Source organism: Ruegeria sp. CL5 (genome assembly GCF_056536485.1).
Genome location: NZ_JBQFPS010000002.1, coordinates 347,611 through 367,474, shown reverse-complemented (window position 1 = coordinate 367,474; position 19,864 = coordinate 347,611). Strand labels below are relative to the sequence as shown.

At 56.4% G+C, this 19,864-nt stretch carries 21 protein-coding genes; 13 read left to right on the top strand and 8 right to left on the bottom strand.

What is annotated here, in order from left to right:
* The first annotated feature begins 22 nt into the window (after positions 1-22).
* Positions 23-346 carry a HesB/IscA family protein gene (locus ACR0IU_RS05475; RefSeq protein ID WP_010440593.1) on the top strand — a complete coding sequence of 108 codons (324 nt, stop codon included), beginning with the start codon at positions 23-25 and terminating at the stop codon, positions 344-346.
* A 250-nt stretch (positions 347-596) separates the two neighbouring features.
* Positions 597-1,376: an exodeoxyribonuclease III gene (gene xth / locus ACR0IU_RS05470; protein ID WP_480715523.1), complete on the top strand. Its 780-nt coding sequence runs from the start codon at positions 597-599 to the stop codon at positions 1,374-1,376.
* 4 nt (positions 1,377-1,380) lie between these two features.
* Here xth and ACR0IU_RS05465 read toward each other — a convergent pair whose 3' ends face one another.
* Both ACR0IU_RS05465 and dksA read right to left on the bottom strand, forming a co-directional pair.
* Positions 1,381-2,532, bottom strand: a complete 1,152-nt coding sequence (locus tag ACR0IU_RS05465; protein WP_480715522.1) for an FAD-dependent monooxygenase — start codon at positions 2,530-2,532, stop codon at positions 1,381-1,383.
* 72 nt (positions 2,533-2,604) lie between these two features.
* Positions 2,605-3,027 carry an RNA polymerase-binding protein DksA gene (gene dksA / locus ACR0IU_RS05460; protein WP_039537084.1) on the bottom strand — a complete coding sequence of 141 codons (423 nt, stop codon included), beginning with the start codon at positions 3,025-3,027 and terminating at the stop codon, positions 2,605-2,607.
* 376 nt (positions 3,028-3,403) lie between these two features.
* Between dksA and ACR0IU_RS05455 the strand changes: the two genes are divergently transcribed.
* The 7 genes from ACR0IU_RS05455 (at position 3,404) to ACR0IU_RS05425 (ending at position 10,874) form a co-directional block, all read left to right on the top strand.
* Entirely contained in the window at positions 3,404-4,249 is an 846-nt protein-coding gene (locus ACR0IU_RS05455) for an AAA family ATPase (RefSeq protein WP_319544767.1), read from the top strand.
* A 90-nt stretch (positions 4,250-4,339) separates the two neighbouring features.
* Positions 4,340-4,789, top strand: a complete 450-nt coding sequence (locus tag ACR0IU_RS05450; RefSeq protein ID WP_480715521.1) for an N-acetyltransferase family protein — start codon at positions 4,340-4,342, stop codon at positions 4,787-4,789.
* A complete protein-coding gene (locus ACR0IU_RS05445) occupies positions 4,786-6,150 on the top strand; it encodes a DUF2927 domain-containing protein (RefSeq protein ID WP_319544768.1) in 1,365 nt (454 codons plus the stop codon). The genes ACR0IU_RS05450 and ACR0IU_RS05445 overlap by 4 nt, the downstream gene beginning before the upstream one ends.
* Before the next feature lie 6 nt (positions 6,151-6,156).
* Positions 6,157-6,324, top strand: a complete 168-nt coding sequence (locus tag ACR0IU_RS05440; protein ID WP_010440604.1) for a hypothetical protein — start codon at positions 6,157-6,159, stop codon at positions 6,322-6,324.
* Positions 6,325-6,328: 4 nt separating this feature from the next.
* Positions 6,329-7,513: a vWA domain-containing protein gene (locus ACR0IU_RS05435; RefSeq protein WP_480455098.1), complete on the top strand. Its 1,185-nt coding sequence runs from the start codon at positions 6,329-6,331 to the stop codon at positions 7,511-7,513.
* 159 nt (positions 7,514-7,672) lie between these two features.
* Positions 7,673-10,099, top strand: a complete 2,427-nt coding sequence (locus ACR0IU_RS05430; protein WP_480715520.1) for an AAA family ATPase — start codon at positions 7,673-7,675, stop codon at positions 10,097-10,099.
* An 85-nt stretch (positions 10,100-10,184) separates the two neighbouring features.
* Entirely contained in the window at positions 10,185-10,874 is a 690-nt protein-coding gene (locus tag ACR0IU_RS05425) for a M48 family metallopeptidase (protein ID WP_170540452.1), read from the top strand.
* Positions 10,875-10,942: 68 nt separating this feature from the next.
* On the opposite strand, the gene ACR0IU_RS05420 is transcribed toward ACR0IU_RS05425, so the two are convergent.
* The 6 genes from ACR0IU_RS05420 to ACR0IU_RS05395 all read right to left on the bottom strand — a co-directional run bounded on the left by ACR0IU_RS05420 (position 10,943) and on the right by ACR0IU_RS05395 (position 17,315).
* Entirely contained in the window at positions 10,943-11,485 is a 543-nt protein-coding gene (locus ACR0IU_RS05420) for an RSP_2648 family PIN domain-containing protein (protein WP_480715519.1), read from the bottom strand.
* Entirely contained in the window at positions 11,482-12,684 is a 1,203-nt protein-coding gene (locus tag ACR0IU_RS05415; RefSeq protein ID WP_480715518.1) for an RSP_2647 family RNA methyltransferase, read from the bottom strand. The genes ACR0IU_RS05420 and ACR0IU_RS05415 overlap by 4 nt, the downstream gene beginning before the upstream one ends.
* 41 nt (positions 12,685-12,725) lie before the next feature.
* Entirely contained in the window at positions 12,726-12,998 is a 273-nt protein-coding gene (locus tag ACR0IU_RS05410; RefSeq protein ID WP_260022577.1) for a hypothetical protein, read from the bottom strand.
* A complete protein-coding gene (locus ACR0IU_RS05405) occupies positions 12,985-15,777 on the bottom strand; it encodes a [protein-PII] uridylyltransferase family protein (protein WP_480715517.1) in 2,793 nt (930 codons plus the stop codon). Before ACR0IU_RS05405 ends, ACR0IU_RS05410 begins: the two co-directional genes overlap by 14 nt.
* A complete protein-coding gene (locus ACR0IU_RS05400) occupies positions 15,774-16,163 on the bottom strand; it encodes a DUF4440 domain-containing protein (protein WP_480715516.1) in 390 nt (129 codons plus the stop codon). The genes ACR0IU_RS05405 and ACR0IU_RS05400 overlap by 4 nt, the downstream gene beginning before the upstream one ends.
* Positions 16,164-16,241: 78 nt before the next feature.
* Positions 16,242-17,315 (bottom strand): hypothetical protein, encoded by a 1,074-nt coding sequence (locus ACR0IU_RS05395; RefSeq protein WP_480715515.1) that lies wholly within the window; start codon positions 17,313-17,315, stop codon positions 16,242-16,244.
* A 305-nt stretch (positions 17,316-17,620) separates the two neighbouring features.
* Here ACR0IU_RS05395 and ACR0IU_RS05390 point away from each other — a divergent pair, with 305 nt between their 5' ends.
* The 4 genes from ACR0IU_RS05390 to ACR0IU_RS05375 all read left to right on the top strand — a co-directional run bounded on the left by ACR0IU_RS05390 (position 17,621) and on the right by ACR0IU_RS05375 (position 19,840).
* On the top strand, positions 17,621-18,046 hold the full coding sequence (locus ACR0IU_RS05390) for a DUF2852 domain-containing protein (RefSeq protein WP_170540470.1): 426 nt from the start codon (positions 17,621-17,623) through the stop codon (positions 18,044-18,046).
* A gap of 65 nt (positions 18,047-18,111) precedes the next feature.
* Entirely contained in the window at positions 18,112-18,543 is a 432-nt protein-coding gene (locus ACR0IU_RS05385) for an RDD family protein (RefSeq protein WP_010442168.1), read from the top strand.
* A 76-nt stretch (positions 18,544-18,619) separates the two neighbouring features.
* Complete coding sequence (locus ACR0IU_RS05380; RefSeq protein WP_480715514.1) at positions 18,620-19,444, top strand: arginyltransferase; 825 nt, start codon at positions 18,620-18,622, stop codon at positions 19,442-19,444.
* Between the two features lie 9 nt (positions 19,445-19,453).
* Complete coding sequence (locus tag ACR0IU_RS05375; protein WP_480715632.1) at positions 19,454-19,840, top strand: VOC family protein; 387 nt, start codon at positions 19,454-19,456, stop codon at positions 19,838-19,840.
* Positions 19,841-19,864 lie beyond the last annotated feature (24 nt).

Here is a 19,864-nt window from a genome sequence, read left to right as displayed (position 1 = left end):
AAATAAACCTTTGGAGACCGGCATGAATCTGCCCCCAACAGTTACAGAACGCGCCTTTGATCGCTTGGCCGAGATTGGCGCCGCAGATCAGGGCCAGGCCCTGCGCGTCGCAGTAGAGGGTGGTGGATGTTCAGGATTTCAATACGAAATTGCGCTGGATAAGCCTAAGGAAGACGATTTGGTTTTAGAGGGCAAAGGCCAGAAGGTTATCGTCGACTCGATCTCTCTGCCATTTCTGGAAAATGCGGTGATCGATTTCACACAGGAACTGATCGGTGCGCGCTTTGTTATCGAGAACCCCAATGCCACGTCTTCCTGCGGATGCGGTACATCTTTCTCAATGTAGCCAAAGTAGGGGCTTTGCCCCCACACCCCCAAGGTATTTCTAGCCAGATGAAGAGAGCTTCACCTGGCACGGTCATCGGCGCCTCCGCCTGTACCGCATAATCATTTTTTACAAGTTTGGTTAAGAATCCGTTTCTTCATCTGGCCCAAAATACCTCGGAGCGCGAGGCAGAGCCTCGCTGGCCCGTTCTGTTCCTTGCCGTCAGGTGCAATCTGCGCGATAGGTTGCGGATGGCACCGGAGGATCGCGCATGAAAATCGCCACGTTCAACATCAACGGGATAAAAGCTCGGGCCGAGGCGCTACCGCGTTGGCTGGATGAGGCGCAGCCGGATGTCGTTTTGCTGCAGGAAATCAAATCGATTGATGAGAATTTCCCAAGCGAGATATTCGAAGAACGCGGATACAACGTGGAAACACACGGGCAAAAGAGTTTCAACGGCGTCGCAATCCTTTCGAAACTACCGTTGGAGGATGTCTCCCGAGGCCTTCCCGGTGATGACGACGATGAACAGGCCCGTTGGATCGAAGCGACTGTCATCGGGAAAAAAGCTCTTCGCATCTGTGGGCTGTATCTGCCTAACGGCAATCCGGTGCCGGGGCCGAAATATGACTACAAGCTTGCGTGGATGGAGCGCCTTTATGAGCGCGCGCGCGATTTTCTGGCCACCGAAGAGCCCGCGCTGATGGCCGGGGACTACAACATCATTCCGCAAGCCGAGGATGCAAAACGACCCGACGCCTGGCGCGAGGACGCTCTTTTTCGGCCCGAAAGCCGCGCTGCATTTCGAAAAATCTTGAACTTGGGCTTTACCGAAGCCTTCCGCGCTCGCACGCATGGTCCGGGTCATTATTCGTTCTGGGACTATCAGGCCGGTGCGTGGAACAGAAACGACGGGATTCGGATCGATCACTTCCTTCTGACTCCGCAGGCAGCGGATCTGATGCGCGATTGTCGGATCGACTTCGAGATTCGTGGGCACGAAAAACCTTCGGACCATGTGCCGGTTTGGGTCGATCTCGATATCTGATGGCTTACGCCGTCGCGTCGTAGCTGTAGATCCATTCATAGCGCCGCGCCAAGCGTGGGCCGATTGCCATCAACGCGGCTTGTGCAGCCAGTCGCATTGGTCCACGCAGGTGGAAATTGCGCGCATTTGCACCGGCGGCGGCAACTACTTGCTTTGCCCGAGGTCGGCGGCGTGCCTCGTACGCGGTTAGCGCTTGCCGTATGCCAGACTGCTCATCGAAAGATCGGGCCAACATCCAAGCGTCTTCAAGCGCGAGGCAGGCGCCTTGCGCCATAAACGGCAGAGTCGGATGGGCTGCATCCCCCAACAACGCAACACGTCCGTTTTGCCAGCGGCTCGCGACAGGCCGCAGGAACAAGGCCCAGATATTTGGGTCTTGAACTTGCCCGAGAATGTCACCAACCAATCCGCCAAAATCACTAAATCGCGCCCTCAAATCCGCAGGATCGCCGCGCAACCGCCAGCCTTCTTCCTGCCAATCAGAGCGCTCTTCAATCGCGACAACGTTCATCAAGGTATGGTCACGAAGGGGATAGGTCACGACATGCCGCCCCGGACCCATGGTCAAAACAGCACAAGGCTTTTGATCGCGACGCGCCCAAGGGATTGTCGCCCGCCAGGCCACCTGATGTGTGAAGGCTGGCACCTCGGGACCATTCAACCCAGCACGGATTTCGCTTCGCCCACCATCTGCAGCAATTGCGCAATCAACGCAGAATCTGGTGCCGTCTTCCAATGCAAGCTCGGCTTCAGATGGATGTTTACACACCTGTGAAACTCGCGCGCCCAATCGAAACTCGACCCCTTTGCGAATCGCTGCTTTGTACAACAATCCCAGCAGATCAGCGCGATGATAATAATAGGTCAGTCCTGCAGCGGGAGCAGGTATCTCGCTGACAGACCTGCCCGCCCGATAGTCGCGCAGCACCGTTCCGTAGGACCGCAAACCCGCCTGCGGCGTTTCGTCAATGACGTTTAGGGCGCGCAGGACAACCATACCGTTTTCACTGATCTGCAGACCAGCGCCGACTTCGGTAAGTTCTTTTGCCTGCTCAAATACAGTTACTTCGGCTCCGCGCTGCCGCAATGCCATCGCTGACGCAATTCCGCCTATGCCGCCGCCGATGACGCCAAATTTCAGACCGTTTATGTTCATGGCTCTGCCATAACGCAAAAACGCCGGGGCGACAGGCCCCGGCGTTGACGTTTTATCTTGATTTTCCAGCGATCAATCGTCGCGGTGGACCTTTTCACGGCGTTCGTGGCGCTCTTGCGCTTCCAAGGTCATCGTCGCGATTGGACGTGCGTCCAGACGCTTCAACGAGATCGGATCGCCGGTTTTCTCGCAATACCCGTATTCACCCTCGTCAATCCGACGCAAGGCCGAATCGATCTTGGCAACCAGTTTACGCTGACGGTCTCGCGTGCGCAGTTCCAACGCGCGGTCGGTTTCTTCGCTTGCGCGATCAGCGACATCAGGAATGTTACGGGTGTTGTCCTGCAACCCTTCGATCGTATCGCGGCTGCCTGCGAGTAGTTCTGTCTTCCAATCCATCAGCTTGCGGCGAAAATACTCAAGCTGTCGATCATTCATGAAAGGTTCATCTTCGGCCGGGCGATAATCTTCCGGCAGAAAAACTTCCTGCTTCATATTTGCTCCCTCGGTATGGCCTGAAACGTCGGTTGCTGTTGTGTTAGCTGACATTCGGCACCCCCTTCTGCGGAGCGTGTATCCGACGGCGCAAAGATTGTCACTACACAAACTTGTCGCTCGTCGCCGCGTCACTCCGCCTGCTCTAATAATGAGACTTGTAACAACAAAACCTTGTTTTTCTGTGGTTATCACATGGCGTTTTTCGGGCACCCTCAGCCACCAGGCTAATTTGAAGCGGGCGAATCGCCCGAGAGGGATTGAACTCACGGTAGAAATCATCTCAGCGCGACGCAGCGGCCCGGCTTGTAAAAACACCTGCCCCTCTGTAACCCCTGCAAAGCAAACACTGCCCTAACACCATATGAGGGGTCCCATGACCGCACGTTTCCAAGGCACCGCAGAATATGTTGCCACCGACGATTTGACCATTGCTGTGAATGCTGCCGTCACCCTGGAACGCCCTCTGCTGGTCAAGGGTGAGCCGGGAACTGGCAAGACTGAGCTGGCGAAGCAGATCGCGGGTGCTTTGGGGCTGACGATGATCGAGTGGAACGTGAAATCCACAACCCGTGCGCAACAGGGCCTGTATGAATACGACGCCGTCAGCCGTCTGCGTGACAGCCAGCTTGGCGATGAACGGGTGCATGAGGTGTCGAACTACATCCGCAAGGGCAAGCTGTGGCAGGCTTTTGACGCCGATGAAAAGGTGGTTCTGCTGATCGATGAGATCGACAAGGCCGACATCGAGTTTCCCAACGATCTGCTTCAGGAACTCGATAAGATGGAGTTCCACGTCTACGAGACCGGCGAGACAATCAGGGCCAAGAACCGCCCAATCGTGATCATCACCTCAAACAACGAAAAGGAACTGCCGGACGCCTTCCTGCGCCGCTGCTTCTTCCATTATATCCGCTTCCCGGATGAGGCCACGATGCGCCGGATCGTCGAGGTGCATCACCCCGGCATCAAAGACGCTCTGCTGACCACCGCACTAACCCAGTTCTACGAAATCCGCGAGACACAGGGGTTGAAGAAAAAACCCTCGACTTCGGAGGTGCTGGACTGGCTGAAGTTGCTCTTAGCTGAGGATTTAAGTGCCGAGGATCTGAAGCGCGACGGCGTTAATGCGCTGCCAAAACTGCATGGTGCGCTTCTAAAAAATGAGCAGGACGTACATCTGTTTGAACGGCTGGCCTTTATGGCGCGCAGCAAGCGGTGATCACGGCTTGTCATCGGTACGCTCGGATGTCAGCATTGCGTTAACGAAAAACCCGGCGACAATCGGGCCTCCAGAGCAGGAAACATGGCAATGTCGACCACCCCCACAATCCGCCCTTTGCGATCAGAGGATCGGGACCAATGGGCCGATATGTGGCGTGACTACCTTGCATTTTATGAAACCGAGGTGCCGGATTCGACTTACAAAAGCACCTTTGCTCGGCTCTTAGGTGATGATCCGAATGACTTTTCCTGTTTTGTCGCCGATCTGGATGGGCAGCTGCTCGGACTGACCCACTACCTTTTTCATCGCCACGCATGGAAAGAGGAGAGTGTCTGCTATCTGCAGGATCTCTATGCCCGCCCCGAAGCGCGTGGAACCGGTATTGGACGCGCCTTGATTCAAGCCGTCTACGACGAAGCGGACAGGCAGAAAGCCCCCTCAGTCTATTGGCTGACACAGGAAAACAACCATACCGCGCGCAAACTCTATGACCGCATCGGCAAGTTGTCGCCGTTCCTGAAGTATCAGCGACCATGAGGCTTTTGGGCGCAACCCTCCTTCTGGCGGCGCTTTCCGCCTGCACCACGGTCGACCGGATTGAGACGCCGACCCGTACCCAGGTGATCGAAGCATCGCTGCCGCCGTCTAAATCCTTCGGTGCGGCCCGTCCCAGCCCGCCTGCCCGTTCAAACAAGAATATCGCAGCTGATTTCCTGTCGTTGCATTTCGCGCTTGAAAGCGGTGCGGAACTTCCGGTCTTTACTCGGTTCGACGAACCGATCACGGTGCGCCTGACTGGGACGCCCCCTCCAACGATGCAGACCGACCTGAGCCGGCTACTGACACGGCTGCGACGGGAGGCGAAGATCGACATCCGACAGATTCCAGAGGGTCAGGCGAATATCACCATCGAAGCCGTAAGCCAGAAACAGATTCGCCGCATCCTTCCGCAGGCTGCGTGTTTCGTCGTTCCAAACTCTTCAAGTTTGGAAGAATACCGCCGCGACCGGCGGAAAAAGAAAAGCAACTGGACCGAACTTCGCAGCCGCGAGAGGATCGGAATTTTCATCCCTTATGATGCCAGCCCACAGGAAATTCGCGATTGCCTGCATGAAGAGTTGGCTCAGGCCCTTGGACCGCTAAACGATCTCTACCGCCTGCCGGATTCTGTATTCAACGACGATAACTTTCACACGGTTCTGACCGGGTTCGACATGTTGATCCTGCGAACGGCCTACTCGCCCGAGTTGCAGAACGGTATGACAAGCGAACAGGTCGCGGCGGTTTTGCCCGGTGTCCTAAGCCGGCTGAATCCGCGCGGGGATCGCGTTGCACCGCAACCGGTAACCGAGACACCCCGCGCCTGGATAAACGCAGTACAGCGCGCATTGGGGGCTGGTGCGGGCACCGCCAAGCGGGTCAATGCCGCGAAAGAAGCGGCACAGATCGGGCAACAACAAGGCTGGACAGACCACCGCCGCGCCTACCCGCATTACCTGCTGGGGCGCATGGGGCAGTTCGACGACCCCGAAGCCGCGCAGAGGCAATACGACATCGCGAAGAAGTACCTGCGCTCCACACCCGGAACAGAGGTCCAGCGCGCCCATATCACAGCCCAGACTGCGGCATTTGCCTTGGCGCAGGGTCAAGGGGCGCAGGCGCTGCCCGAATTGAACAGTGCGATTGATGTCATGACGCGCTCTGAAAACGCCGCGCTGCTGGCGACTTTGTTGCTGCTGAAATCCGAAGCTTTGCGCCAGTCTGGGCAAATTGATCAGGCACGCAGCGTTCGGCTGGACAGTATCGGGTGGGCGCGCTACGGCTTCGGCTCGGAATTGGTGGCACGCTCGGTATCGCAAGACATTGCGCAAGCGGCCGCCGCAGGTACGGGTGGATAACGGCATATGGTAGTGGTTTTGGGCATGGCACTTTTAGGGGCTTTGCTGGGCGTTCGAACTGCGCGGAAACGCAATGGCAGCGGTGCAGATATGGCCCAGTATGCTGCCGGATACGGGATCGCTTTTGCGCTAATCGGACTGGTGATCTCGCTGGTTCTGGTGCGATTGGTTTAAAGATATGTTCCTGCCCTTTTTTGAGAACCTTCGAAACGCCGGTATTCCCGTTTCCTTACGCGAATACCTGACTTTTCTGGAGGGAATGAAAAAGGGCCTCGCCACCTACGATGTCGAAGCTTTCTACTACCTCGCCCGCGTGTCGATGGTGAAGGACGAACGCAATATCGACAAGTTCGACCGCGCCTTTGCCGCAAGTTTCGAAGGCCTGGACGCAATCAGTTTTGAGCAGGTGCTCGAGGCCGTCGATATTCCCGCCGAATGGCTTGCAAAGATGGCAGAAAAACATCTGAGCGCCGAAGAAAAGGCCGAGATCGAGGCGCTGGGTGGTTTTGACAAGCTGATGGAGACACTGCGCGAGCGCCTGAAGGATCAGCAAGGCCGACATCAAGGCGGCAACAAATGGATCGGGACAGCAGGTACCTCGCCATTCGGGGCCTATGGCTACAATCCCGAAGGCGTGCGCATCGGCCAGAAAGAAAGCCGCCATCAACGCGCGGTTAAAGTCTGGGACAAGCGTGAATTCAAGAACATGGATGACACGGTTGAACTCGGCACCCGCAACATCAAGGTCGCCCTGAAACGCCTGCGCCGCTGGGCGCGTGAGGGCGCTGCGGAAGAGCTGGATCTGGATGGCACAATCCGTGCCACCGCCGAGCATGGCTATCTGGATGTCAAAACTCGTCCTGAACGGCACAACGCCGTTAAAGTGCTTTTGTTTCTCGATGTGGGTGGTTCAATGGACCCGCACATCAAGGTGGTCGAAGAGCTGTTCTCGGCCGCGCGGACCGAGTTCAAGCATCTGGAATACTACTACTTCCACAATTGCCTCTATGAAGGTGTGTGGCGTGACAACCGCCGCCGCTGGGATCAGCAGACGCCAATGCACGAGGTGCTGCGCACCTACGGTCCGGACTACAAATGCATCTTCGTTGGCGACGCTTCGATGAGCCCCTACGAGATCGCGTATCCCGGTGGCGCAAATGAGCACTGGAACCAGGAGGCCGGACAAGTCTGGTTGCAGCGCGCGCGCGAACAGTGGACATCGAACCTATGGATCAACCCGGTGCCCGAGAAGTATTGGGAATACACGCATTCGATCGGCATGATCCGCGAGATTTTTGAGGATCGCATGGTGCCCATGACGCTGGCGGGGCTAGAACAGGGCATGCGGGAACTGACACGTTAGGGCCGTTGGAATTCTGATTGGCCGGATCCGGGAAACAATCAGACTGAATTCTCATGATTCACGCTCCAAAATGAGCACTCCGGAAACAATCTAAGCTAAGTTCCCCACCTCTCTCAAATCCATGATATACAGAGCAGGGTTTGAGGCTGGGGGGCTGAGATGACCAATTCCAAATTCCGCAATATTCTGACGTCTGTTTTGACGGTTACTTCGCTGGTTCTTACATCGGGAGCTGTCGCTACCATTATACTGGGTCCCGATGCGGCTTATGCCAAGAACGACAAGAGCAATGGTAACGGGAAAGGAGCAGGCCGCAGTGGCGGAAAAGGAAAATCCGGCAAAGGCAATGACAGCACCAAGGGCGGCAAAGGAATATCCGGTAAAGGCCATGGGGCCAAAAGCACGGATAAAGATGCAGGTGGTGCCAAGTTCAATACTCGACGCTCAGGCAAAGCTTTTAAATTTAATAAAAATCAGAATGCAAAATCCCAACGGTCGGCCAAGAACAAGAATAAGGGACAGAACAGCAAAGTCCGGGAAACTACACTGGCGGGCTTTGGACGAGAGTTCAAACGCGATGTTGAGCAACTTTTTGGAAAACGTACGCGATCAAAATCCAATACAAGTGCCAACCGCGTAAAGAAAAGTCACCGTCAAGCTTCCGTAGCTCCGCTCGAGCATTCCCCGCGCCCTGTTGCCCGTACGGATTATTATTCCAAGCGCCATGTCGACAAAAAACCCGGCACGCGTCGTTACCGCGATCCGCTTGTTGCAGCGATCACCGATCCCTATGGCTCGGACAAGCTGCGTAACCTGAATGCGTCCAAGGCGGCGGCGCCGGCGTTCCGCAATGCCTCAGCCAACAGCAATGTGGGCAAGATCGCGACCTATCAGGCTGCGGCGGAAACCTATTACGACCTGCGCGATGACCTCTATGAGGCGCGCCGCGAACTGCGTGATCTGAACGAGAGCTATGATGGCCGCAGCAGCGAAGACATCGCTGATGACATCGCCGCGCTTGATCCTGCAGACCCGAATTACGAGGACGATCTCAGTGCGCTTGAAGATGAACTGCGCGATGCTGAGGCCTATGAAGAGGCGCGCGACGATCTGCGCGCGGATGTGAGGGATCTGAGATACGAAACCCGCGACGCATTGCAAGATGCGGAGGCTGCCTTTTATGACGCTTCGAAAGGGCGGACATTGACCAAGGCGACGCTGGGCGAGTTCCATGGTTATCTCGACCTGCCACAGCCAGGTTACCGGCACAAGGACTGGGCAACGATCCAGCCGGTGCCTTACGATCCTGATGACTACAGCTATTCGGATGATAAGACGTTCTATGATGAAACCGACTACCGACTGCGCTATGGCAAGCCATATTCCGATCGCAAGAAGGACCGCTACCGCTATTATCGCGACCCGCTTGTCGCGGCGATCACCGATCCCTATGGCTCGGATAAGCTGCGTAACCTGAATGCGTCCAAGGCGGCGGCGCCGGCGTTCCGCAATGCCTCAGCCAACAGCAATGTGGGCAAGATCGCGACCTATCAGGCTGCGGCGGAAACCTACTATGACTTGCGCGGAGACCTCTATGAGGCGCGCCGTGAACTGCGTGATCTGAACGAGAGCTATGATGGCCGCAGCAGCGAAGACATCGCTGATGACATCGCCGCGCTTGATCCTGCAGACCCGAATTACGAAGACGATCTCAGTGCGCTTGAGGATGAACTGCGTGATGCAGAAACCTATGAAGAGGCGCGCGACGATCTGCGCGCGGATGTGAGGGATCTGAGATACGAAACCCGCGACGCGTTGCAAGATGCGGAGGCTGCCTTTTATGACGCTTCGAAAGGGCGGACATTGACCAAGGCGACGCTGGGCGAGTTCCATGGTTATCTCGACCTGCCACAGCCAGGTTACCGGCACAAGGACTGGGCAACGATCCAGCCGGTGCCTTACGATCCTGATGACTACAGCTATTCGGATCATAAGACGTTCTATGATGAAACCGACTATCGACTGCGCTACGACAAGCCATATTCCGATCGCAAGAAGGACCGCTACCGCTATTACCGCGATCCACTTGTCGCGGCGATCACCGATCCCGATGGCTCGGACAAGCTGCGTAACCTAAATGCGTCCAAGGCGGCAGCGCCGGCGTTCCGCAATGCCTCAGCCAACAGCAATGTGGGCAAGATCGCGACCTATCAGACTGCAGCGGAAACCTACTATGACTTGCGCGGAGACCTCTATGAGGCGCGCCGTGAACTGCGTGACCTGAACGAGGGCTATGATGGCCGCAGCAGCGAAGACATCGCTGATGACATCGCCGCGCTCGATCCTGCAGACCCGAATTACGAAGACGATCTCAGTGCGCTTGAGGATGAACTGCGCGATGCTGCGGCCTATGAGGAGGCGCGCGACGATCTGCGCGCGGATGTGAAGGATCTGAGAATTGACACCTTGGTTGCAAAGAAAGAGGCCGAACATGCGTTTTTCGAAGCTTCAAAGGGCGCGGCTTTGACTAAGCAGTCGCTTTCCGAGTTCCACTCGAACTTTCCGTTGCCAACGCCAAGCCGGTAGCAATCGTCTACGCAACACCCTCCAATCCGGCCTGTATCTGGAATAGCGACTTGCCTCTACAGGGCGGGCCGCCCATATCTAACACATGCTCCGATTAACACCCATCTTGCTGGCCATCGCCTATGCCGTCGTCATGTATCGGATTTCTGTATGGCGCACGCATCGCGAGCTGGATGCAAAATCGACTGAGTTGGCTGATCCCGCTCTCAAACGTATGACCGACCGATTGGCGGCAGCTTTGGAAATCGATCGTGTGCCGGTCTACATCTACGAAATCGATCCGGTGAACGGTCTGGCAGCCCCTGATGGACGCATTTTCATTACACGTGGATTCTATCGAAAGTTTCACAATGGCGAGGTTTCGGCAGAAGAAATGGCGAGCGTCATCGCGCACGAGCTTGGGCATGTGGCCCTGGGACACGCCCGGCGGCGCATGATCGATTTTTCCGGCCAGAATGCGCTGCGGGCGGCGTTGATGATGCTGTTGAACCGCTTTATTCCGTTCATCGGTGCGTGGATCGCGAATATGCTGACACATCTGTTGGCCTCGCGATTGTCGCGTGGCGACGAGTATGAGGCAGATGAGTATGCCGCGGCGCTTTTGACAAAAGCCGGAATTGGGATTGGGCCGCAGAAGTCATTGTTCCACAAGCTTGAAGATCTGACACAACAGCGTGCAGGCGTAGCACCAGCCTGGCTGATGAGCCACCCGAAAACGGATGAGCGGATTGCAGCGTTGGAGGTGTTGGAACAAAAGTGGGGCGTTGGTGGTTAGTTTGGAAGCGAGGGGCCAGCCCCTCGCACACCCCGGAGTATTTTTGGCCAGATGAAGAAAATCCTGCGTCAGTCGGCGAGCGCTTTGCCTAGTCTTGGCAGCCGTGCTTTCTTCATCAGTGCGCGTAATGTCCAGTTATCGCCCGATAGACGGTTGGCGACTGACAGAACGCTGGTAGCGATTTGCGACATGCCTTCTGGATCCGAAAGCCAGAAACCGTGCAGCAACCCATCGGGGTCGCGCCGATCAAGCCCTTCTTCGGCAAGGATGTTTTTTGGGAAGTCCTTGGCGTTGACGGTGACAATGGCATCCGACGAGCTTGTGACTGCTGTTGCCAGAACGTGGATATCTGCCGTATCCGGCAACCACAGACGCTGCTCAGCTCCGGGTGCGGCAGGATGCTTGGCATCTGGCCAATTTGCCTGAACCAGTGCGATTTCGGCACGTGCCTGTCCCTCGCCCTCCGGGCCGAGTTTGCGCGCCGCGCGGGCCCATTCTTCCAAGATGCGCGCGGACCAGACAGGTGTAAAATGGCCAAGCTTGGCGGCGCCCAGCAACATTTCTCGCATCACCGTTGGATAGATAACGCAGGTATCCAGAACCGCTTTCACAGCCGGTAGAACACAGCTTTGAGATAACCGCTTTCGGCTAGTTGCGGCAGTTGCGGGTGGTCAGGGCCCGCAAATCCGGTATGGATCAGTTGGGCTCGTCTCCCTGCGCGTCCGATCCCGCGCGAAGACGCATCACGGAAGCGTCCCAAATCAGCGGCATGAGAACAGGAGCAGAGGCCAAGGTAACCGCCGGGCTTGACCAGCGGTGCTGCCAGACGTGCGATGCGCTCATACGCGCGCAAGCCTGCGTCCAGCGCCTGTTTCGAGGGGGCAAAGGCTGGAGGGTCGCAGATTACAACGTCGAATTCTGCACCCTCTTTCCCCAGCTTGGCCAGCACATCGAAGGCATCCCCTTGACGGGTCTGAAAACGGTCGGCAAACCCTGATACCTCAGCGCCCTTTGCCGCCAATTCCAGAGCGGCTACCGATCCATCAACCGACAAGGCGTGTGCCGCGCCGCCCGCCAGCATGGCCAAGCCGAACCCACCGACATGACTAAAAACATCCAGTACACGCGCTCCGGGGTGAACCAACTTGGCGGCAAACGCATGATTGGGGCGCTGGTCATAAAACAGGCCGGTTTTCTGCCCGCCCGTCAGGTCGGCCATATATGTTGCACCGTTCATGGGCACCGGCAGCGGTGCCTCGGGCGCAGTGCCGCGGAGGGCCAGGCTGAGATCGTCCAGCCCTTCCAAACCGCGCGTGCGGCCCGAGGCATTTTTCAACACCGTAGATACCCCGGTGACTTTGACCAGCGCGTCGGTCAGCGCATCGAGATGCGCCTCGGCCCATGCGGCGTTTGGCTGGATCACGCAGGCATCTCCGAAGCGGTCGATGATGACACCCGGAAACCCATCCGCCTCAGCATGGATCAGACGGTAGTATGGGGCATCAAACAAGTTTTCGCGCATCTCAAGCGCATGGCGAAGTCGCGTTTCGAACCAATCCGCGGTCAGCTGTGTCCCGATATCGCGATCCAGCACCCGGCACATGATCTTCGAGGACGGGTTTACTGCGACCAGAGCGATGGGGGCGCGTTTATCATCTTCGAGCACAGCCAATGCTCCGGCTTCGATTTTTCGAGTCCGGCGGTCAGTCACGATGTCATTGGCATAGACCCATGGAAACCCATGGCGAAGGCTACGCGCGTTGGCCTTGGGTTTCAAACGGATACGGGGGCGTTCGGATGAATTTGTCATGGCGCCCTCATAGTCGCGAATAGGCAGGGGTAAAAGCCCTGTTAGCGGTTGCGATTGCGCCAACCGCCACGCCGCTTGGGCGCTTGGGCAGTTTGCAGCCCTTCGGCCAGTACCTGCGTCATAGGGTGGTCTTCTGCCTGAGCCGAGTAAATCGAATGCAGAGAGCTCACTGCCTGTTGCTGATCGCGGTCCGCAGGCAGGCTCAGCGCCCAATCTAGAAAGATGCTGCGGCATTCAGGCAAGGTGATGCCTTCAATCCGATAAGCCTCGCGGATCAGACCTTTATGGTCATTAGGATCATCATTGCGTGCCATCTTCAATCTCCCCAACCACGCCGCTGATCAACTGGGCGGCCCTACTGTAACTGTCCTTCAAGGCAGATTGCAGCTGCTCGACCTGATCGAACCCGGTGGCCCGGCACAGGAAGGCTGTGCCTCCCTCGCCAATCTTGTCGGCCTCAATCACTTTCCCCGACAGCAGCCGCGCTGCGCATTGCACCGACCAGCATAAGTCGTAACAGTCCTTGAGGGTTTGTGCCTGCGCGACATCCAGCAACGCGGCTGCGACCGCGCCGTCAAGACCCGAAGCCACGTCGCGCTGAGAAAGCCCCGCCATCAAAGCTCCGGTTTCAGCCAACAGTTCAATATCCATCATGCGGCCCGGCCCGTTCTTGGCGTCCCACACTCCGGCGGGTGCTTTGGCGGCAGCAAGCCGGGCGCGCATTTCGGCAACCTCTTTCAGAACCATGTCCCTATCGCGTGGTTGCGACAGGAATTCAGCGCGAAAGGTCTCGATATCCTCCGCCAGCTCAGCATCGCCCGCAACAACATGGGCTCGGGTCAGCGCCAGGTGTTCCCACACCCAGGCTTCATTCTGCTGGTAGTTGGTGAAGCTGCCCCAACTGGTGGCTACTGGCCCCTGATTGCCCGAAGGTCGAAGGCGCATGTCGACCTCATAAAGACGCCCCTGCGACATCGGCGCGCTGAGCGCTGTGATCAGGGCTTGGGTAAACCGAGCGTAATATGTCCGCGTGGCCAGCGGGCGGGGGCCATCTGACATGTCCTGATCCTGTGGGTCGTAGATGACAATCATGTCCAGATCGGATTGCGAGTTGATGCGCCCTGCCCCAAGCGATCCCATTCCCAGAACCGCGGCACCACGCCCCGGCGCAGGGCCGTGTTTCTTGGCAAACTGCTCGACAACGCAAGGCAGCACCGCCGCGATGACGGCCTGCGCAAGTTCAGCATATTGCCGCCCGGCCTGCGCCCCGTTGATCAATCCGCGCAGATGATGCACGCCGATGCGAAAGTGCCATTCCTTGCACCAGCGACGCGCAAAATCCAGCTGCGTTTCATAGTCCTCTTCTTCTGTCAGGGCCTGTGTAAGCTCGGCCCGCAACGTAGTCAGCCCCGGCCAATCGCTGAAGAAACTTCCGCCTATCACCGCGTCAAAAACAGAGGCATTGCGCGAAAGATGGGTGGCAAGAGCGTGAGATGTACCGACGATATCGACCAGCAGATCGATCAGTTGCGGATTCGCCTCAAACAGTGAAAACAGCTGTACCCCAGCTGGCAGTCCAGACAGAAACCCGTCCAACGCAAGCAACGCTTCTTCGGGTTTCGCGGTCTTTGCCAGTCGCGATAGAAGCTCGGGTCTTAGCCGCTCGAATATCCGAGCCCCCCGCTGAGACCGAAGCGCCGGGTAGGTGGGCCAGCGGGCCAGAACACCCTTGTCGAATTCGAACTCTTGTAGCTGCGCAGGCTGCGCACCCGGTCCGGGGGCAAAGAACCCTTCAGTCAATTCGTGCACTTCGGTCAGGCGGCGGGTCAGATCGGCGGTCAGTTCGTCGCTACTGATGCCCATCAGGCAGGCAACCCGTTCGATCCCGTCTTCTGAGTTTGGAACTTTATGGGTTTGCGCATCATGTACCATTTGGATGCGATGCTCGACCTCGCGATGGGCGCGGTAATGATCCGTTAGTTTTAAGGTGACATCCTCGGGCACCCAGCCTTTCGACGCCAGCGCCGCCAAACCAGGCACGGTTCCCCGCACCCGCAGGTCAGGGTCGCGGCCTCCTGCGATCAGTTGGCGGGTCTGAGTAAAGAACTCAATCTCGCGTATACCGCCCTGCCCCAGCTTCATATCATGACCTGGAATCGAGAGGCTGCCACCAGTTCCCTTATTCTCGCGAATGCGCAGACGCATGTCATGAGCGTCTTGAATCGCGGCAAAATCCAAGTGCCGGCGCCAGACGAACGGGCGTAACGCATCCAAAAACCTCTGCCCCGCCGCGATATCCCCGGCACAAGGTCGCGCCTTGATATAGGCCGCGCGCTCCCACGTGCGTCCAAGGCTTTCGTAGTACCGCTCAGCCGCTTCCATCGCCAGACACACTGGCGTGACTGCCGGGTCAGGGCGCAGGCGCAGATCAGTGCGGAATACATATCCATCCGCCGTTTTGTCGCTGAGCGTCGCACAAAAGTTACGCGTGGCGCGAACCATTCCCTGCCGGGCCTCGTAAAAATCATCAGGGTCGAAACGTGTTTCATCGAACATCACGATCAGGTCGATATCCGAGCTATAGTTCAGCTCGTACGCACCCATTTTACCCATCGCCAGAATGACCATACCGGCGGCGGTTTCGACATCGTCTTCAGTCATGCCCGGCAGCTTTCCACGCCGAATTAGAGCTGCGATCTCGGCCTTCGCTGCCACATCGGTGGCCAGCGCCCCGAAATCGGTCAGCGCAGCAGTCACTTTTTCCAACGGCCACGCACCCGCCAGATCTGCGAGGGCCGTCAGCAATGCCATGCGCCGTTTTGCTTGCCGTAATCCGGGTTTCAACTGATCCGATGGCAGCTTCCGAGTCGCCTCCATCACATCCGCGAATGACTGGTCCGGTCGCTGCAGCGCTTGCGGCAGCCAATCCCGTTCTTGGTCGATCAGTCCCTTAAGATACGGGCTGGAGCCAGCAGTTCCTGCGATCAACTCCCCCTGTTCGGCCGTCAGATCGGGCAGTGCAGCACGTGTTTCCTGCCCTAGTTCGGCATGAAATGCACGCGGTAGACGGTTTATGGCGAGAGCATCACTCATGCTTTATCCAAAGGGGTGTCCTGGCTGAAGCTGTTGACCCAAACGTCATGCCGCCGCTCCCACAGTGACGAGATCAGCATCGCTTCCCACTCTTCTCTGTCTGGTCGCCGATAATCTGCGCGGTACGAGAGCAAAACTATGTCCGCCGACAAAACACGCAGTCTGGTGTCGCTGAGTTCATACTGTGCCATCGTCGGCGCATCGGCAAATTGCCCGACATGATCATCGCGATTTGCAAAACCGCTCGGATAAACGCCCAGAAAATCCGCGCACAATAGCGCGCGGTCAGCTTGAGCGTTGCCATCGACCAACGCCTCCCACACCTGCTTTTCCATCGTTAGTATTTCATCAAAGGTTGGAGGGGTGGTGTTCTCGTCGTTTTCCATGCGCCTATGTCTTGTGACCGATGAATATCAGATACAGCCAAGGCAAACACTTGGATCGATTAAGCTTTGGCAAATTCGTTATAGCCACAGATCAGGCGGCGGCAAATCGAAATTGTACGGGTTATCAGGCCCCTGTCCGATCTGGTCCCACGCGTCATAATGTCCATCTTCGTGCATCTTCACGAACACCGCCTCAAGCTGATCGTTCAATTGCGCCAACCCATCCCAGGCCTCACTCATGCTGTACTGAAACATAGCCAATTGATCAGCAAGCTGATCTGAAAAGGGAGGAAATTCCAAGCTTTCAAGATCGCGAAACACGATAGGCACATAATCGTAAAACTGAAACTCTCGCGTCTGGGCATTCATATAGTTTATCTGCCCATCAAACGCGACTTCGGCAAGCAGCTCGTACTGACCATAAGCATTCATTTGAATTTCGATCGAGTACTGGAGACTGAATGAGAAATCGGCGATCCCGTTTTGAAACGCCTCTCCTGCGATCTCCAGAACTTCATGGTAGCCATAAGACGTCAGGACCGGATCTTCACTTCCAAAGAACATTTGGGTCTGAAAGCTTTCTTCACGCTCTGATTCGATGGACAGATGGTAAAACTGAACCGACTGATCCAAATACTGCCCCTCAAACCCAAAGCTTGAATAGGTTTGATAACCTGCCGGCACAAACTGACCATTCTGATGTGCGTACTCAAGTTCGACAATTCGTTCATGATACAGCTCAGAAATTTGCGTCGCGCTGTTATCGGACGCCATTTGGTATCCCGTCAGCAAAAGACCGAATTCCGCCCCATCAATTCCGGCCCCGTGATAGACACCAACCTCCGAATAGACAGGCCCACCGCCTCGCTCATGAAGTGTGATGTTGGGCAGATCGTCTCTACCAATTAGATCATAAGGGTCGAGGTTTCGAAACGGGACCTCATTCTGACCCACTGAGCTTGCGCTGACATCCAGCGAAGTATCTTGCGCAATACATGTCGGTTCGGTGGCGATTTCATATTGGAAGAGTTCATCGTGACCCAAGGGCCGATCACCCGCACCGTAAGTGCTTGCAACCAAATGAGGTTTGATCGGCAGTATGAACTCATCCCCCAGTAAAGGCTGCCAACACGATGTATTCCCAGCAATCATTTTACAGCCTCCCTGCAAATCTAAGCTCAGCGTTATGTATGCACATAAACGTGGATCACTAGCGAAGAGGTTGAATATTAAGCGATCTTAATCGGGCGTTAATTCGCATTGCACGCACACACTCGGCTGGAGTACCGGAACAGAAGCGATCGCCACCTCTCTTATATACAAAGGCCTTTTTTAGCGAAACGAACCCGTTTCTGAGCTAATGTAAATCTTTTTCACATACACCCCTTGCATTGCCGATCGACCCCTCCCATCTAGGAAATGTGAAGAGAATTTACATCCTAACTGGAGAGAGCAAAATGACCGCATTGTCCGACCACGCCGTTCCCCAAAACCCGGGGTGGCTGCACCGAAGCGAAGCCTGGCTTGACAGCAAGGGCAAAGGCGCCTGGATCGCCGCAATGGTCCTTGGCTTTATCTTCTTCTGGCCCATCGGCCTTGCCTTCCTTGCCTATATGATCTGGAGCAAACGCATGTTCAGCAAATCCTGCAGCCGCCGTTCTTCCTGGAACAGTCACATGAGCGCAATGAAACCTTCGGGCAACAGCGCATTTGACGCGTATAAGGCTGACACGCTGGCGCGGCTCGAACGTGAACAGAAGGACTTTGAGGCCTTCCTGCACCGCCTGCGCGAAGCCAAGGATAAGGCCGAATTCGACGAGTTCATGGACGAACGCGCCCGCGACAATCGCGACGACGCAGACGATGGCAATAAACCCGTCTGATCTGAACTTGCCCTGTCCCGCCTGTCGGGACAGGGTGTTTCTGACAAACTTCCGGACCGCACTCTATGACTCACCTGCCTGATCCCGATAGCCAGCCCGAATTTTATCAATCCGTGGCGACCAAACGCTTCTTTGCCTGGCTGTTCGACATCGCCTTCATCTCGCTGCTGTGTACAGTTGCAATTCTGCTGACCTTTGGCATGGGTTTTTTCATCCTGGCCCTGATCTATGCCGTGGTTAGCTTCGTCTACCGCGTTGTCACTATCGCGAATGGCTCGGCCACGTTGGGTATGCGTTTCATGGGGATCGAGTTGCGTGATGCGTTTGGTGCTCGGATGGATACAGGCAAAGCCATCGCACACACGGCAGGCTATTTCGTTAGCATGGCGTTTCCGGTACTGCAGATCATCTCGGTTATCATGATGATGACCAGCGCCCGGTGTCAGGGCCTTACCGATGCCTTCCTTGGCACCGTAATGATCAATCAACGCGCCTGACTAAACACCTGAGTGAAACACTTGGCGGCACCAAAAACCGTTGTTATCATCGGTCCCGAGGAAATGCGGGACCTTCATGCGACACACGCTGCCAATCGCGCCACAATTCTATGTGACGGCACCCCAACCCTGCCCTTATCTTGAGGGTAGAATGGAACGCAAACTGTTCACCGCCCTTCAGGGAGAAGGCGCGGACCAGCTGAATAATTGCTTGTCGCAACAAGGATTTCGCCGTTCGCAGAATGTGCTTTATCGTCCGTCCTGCACCGATTGCGCCGCCTGCCTGTCAGCGCGCATCGATGTTTCAAACTTTCGCCCCAGCAAAAGCCAGAAACGAGCCTATCGGCGCAATTCCTACCTGACTCGGCGTGCCACATCGCCTTGGGCCACGGATGAGCAATTCGACCTGTTCCGGCGCTATCTCGATGCTCGCCATGCTGATGGCGGTATGGCCGATATGGATGTGTTTGAATTTGCCGCGATGATCGAGGAAACCCCGATCCGCAGCCGCGTAGTGGAATATGCCGATCCCGATACAGACGAATTGATCGCAGTCAGCCTGACCGATGTGCTGGATGACGGGTTGAGCATGGTCTACTCGTTCTACGATCCACAGTTTCAGCAACACTCGCTGGGTACGTATATGATCCTCGACCATATTGAGATCGCGCGCGAGGCCGGATTGCCCTACACCTATCTGGGTTATTGGGTCCCAGGCAGTCCGAAGATGGACTATAAAGCCAAATTTTCGGGGCTTCAGGCCTATATTCGAGGCGAATGGAAGCAGATTGAAGACCCGGAACAATACGCCCAGACAGCGCACCACCCTCTGTCATCGGCCCCCATTGCCGAGCAGGTGGCCAATATCCAACTGCCTGACAGACATCCGACGAAAGGCTAACCTGCAATGATGCAGAGCCTTCACGCGGTCACTCTAGTAGTGCCGGATTACGATGATGCGATTGCGTTCTACACCAATGTGCTGAGCTTCTCGCTGCTCCAGGATATAGATCTGGGTGGTGGCAAACGTTGGGTGCGCGTCGCGCCTCCGGGATCATCCGGGGGTACGCTGTTGCTTGCCAGGGCTGCGAATGGCGTCCAGCGCTCGTGCATCGGGAACCAGACAGGGGGCCGTGTCGGCTTCTTCCTTGAAACAGATGATTTCAATCGGGACTACGAAAACATGCGCGTCAACGGCGTTCATTTTGAAGAACCGCCTCGCTACGAACCCTACGGTACCGTAGCGGTCTGGCGTGACCCCTTCGGCAATCGCTGGGACCTGATCCAGTTCACCTGATCCCCTTCACAGTTGCATAAAGCA

Excerpts from the sequence above, each read along its gene's own strand:
- ACR0IU_RS05475 (WP_010440593.1), top strand. The coding sequence starts at position 23 with ATGAATCTGCCCCCAACAGTTACAGAACGCGCCTTTGATCGCTTGGCC.
- xth (WP_480715523.1), top strand. The coding sequence starts at position 597 with ATGAAAATCGCCACGTTCAACATCAACGGGATAAAAGCTCGGGCCGAG.
- ACR0IU_RS05465 (WP_480715522.1), bottom strand. The coding sequence starts at position 2,532 with ATGAACATAAACGGTCTGAAATTTGGCGTCATCGGCGGCGGCATAGGC.
- dksA (WP_039537084.1), bottom strand. The coding sequence starts at position 3,027 with ATGAAGCAGGAAGTTTTTCTGCCGGAAGATTATCGCCCGGCCGAAGAT.
- ACR0IU_RS05455 (WP_319544767.1), top strand. The coding sequence starts at position 3,404 with ATGACCGCACGTTTCCAAGGCACCGCAGAATATGTTGCCACCGACGAT.
- ACR0IU_RS05450 (WP_480715521.1), top strand. The coding sequence starts at position 4,340 with ATGTCGACCACCCCCACAATCCGCCCTTTGCGATCAGAGGATCGGGAC.
- ACR0IU_RS05445 (WP_319544768.1), top strand. The coding sequence starts at position 4,786 with ATGAGGCTTTTGGGCGCAACCCTCCTTCTGGCGGCGCTTTCCGCCTGC.
- ACR0IU_RS05440 (WP_010440604.1), top strand. The coding sequence starts at position 6,157 with ATGGTAGTGGTTTTGGGCATGGCACTTTTAGGGGCTTTGCTGGGCGTT.
- ACR0IU_RS05435 (WP_480455098.1), top strand. The coding sequence starts at position 6,329 with ATGTTCCTGCCCTTTTTTGAGAACCTTCGAAACGCCGGTATTCCCGTT.
- ACR0IU_RS05430 (WP_480715520.1), top strand. The coding sequence starts at position 7,673 with ATGACCAATTCCAAATTCCGCAATATTCTGACGTCTGTTTTGACGGTT.
- ACR0IU_RS05425 (WP_170540452.1), top strand. The coding sequence starts at position 10,185 with ATGCTCCGATTAACACCCATCTTGCTGGCCATCGCCTATGCCGTCGTC.
- ACR0IU_RS05415 (WP_480715518.1), bottom strand. The coding sequence starts at position 12,684 with ATGACAAATTCATCCGAACGCCCCCGTATCCGTTTGAAACCCAAGGCC.
- ACR0IU_RS05410 (WP_260022577.1), bottom strand. The coding sequence starts at position 12,998 with ATGGCACGCAATGATGATCCTAATGACCATAAAGGTCTGATCCGCGAG.
- ACR0IU_RS05405 (WP_480715517.1), bottom strand. The coding sequence starts at position 15,777 with ATGAGTGATGCTCTCGCCATAAACCGTCTACCGCGTGCATTTCATGCC.
- ACR0IU_RS05400 (WP_480715516.1), bottom strand. The coding sequence starts at position 16,163 with ATGGAAAACGACGAGAACACCACCCCTCCAACCTTTGATGAAATACTA.
- ACR0IU_RS05395 (WP_480715515.1), bottom strand. The coding sequence starts at position 17,315 with ATGATTGCTGGGAATACATCGTGTTGGCAGCCTTTACTGGGGGATGAG.
- ACR0IU_RS05390 (WP_170540470.1), top strand. The coding sequence starts at position 17,621 with ATGACCGCATTGTCCGACCACGCCGTTCCCCAAAACCCGGGGTGGCTG.
- ACR0IU_RS05385 (WP_010442168.1), top strand. The coding sequence starts at position 18,112 with ATGACTCACCTGCCTGATCCCGATAGCCAGCCCGAATTTTATCAATCC.
- ACR0IU_RS05380 (WP_480715514.1), top strand. The coding sequence starts at position 18,620 with ATGCGACACACGCTGCCAATCGCGCCACAATTCTATGTGACGGCACCC.
- ACR0IU_RS05375 (WP_480715632.1), top strand. The coding sequence starts at position 19,454 with ATGCAGAGCCTTCACGCGGTCACTCTAGTAGTGCCGGATTACGATGAT.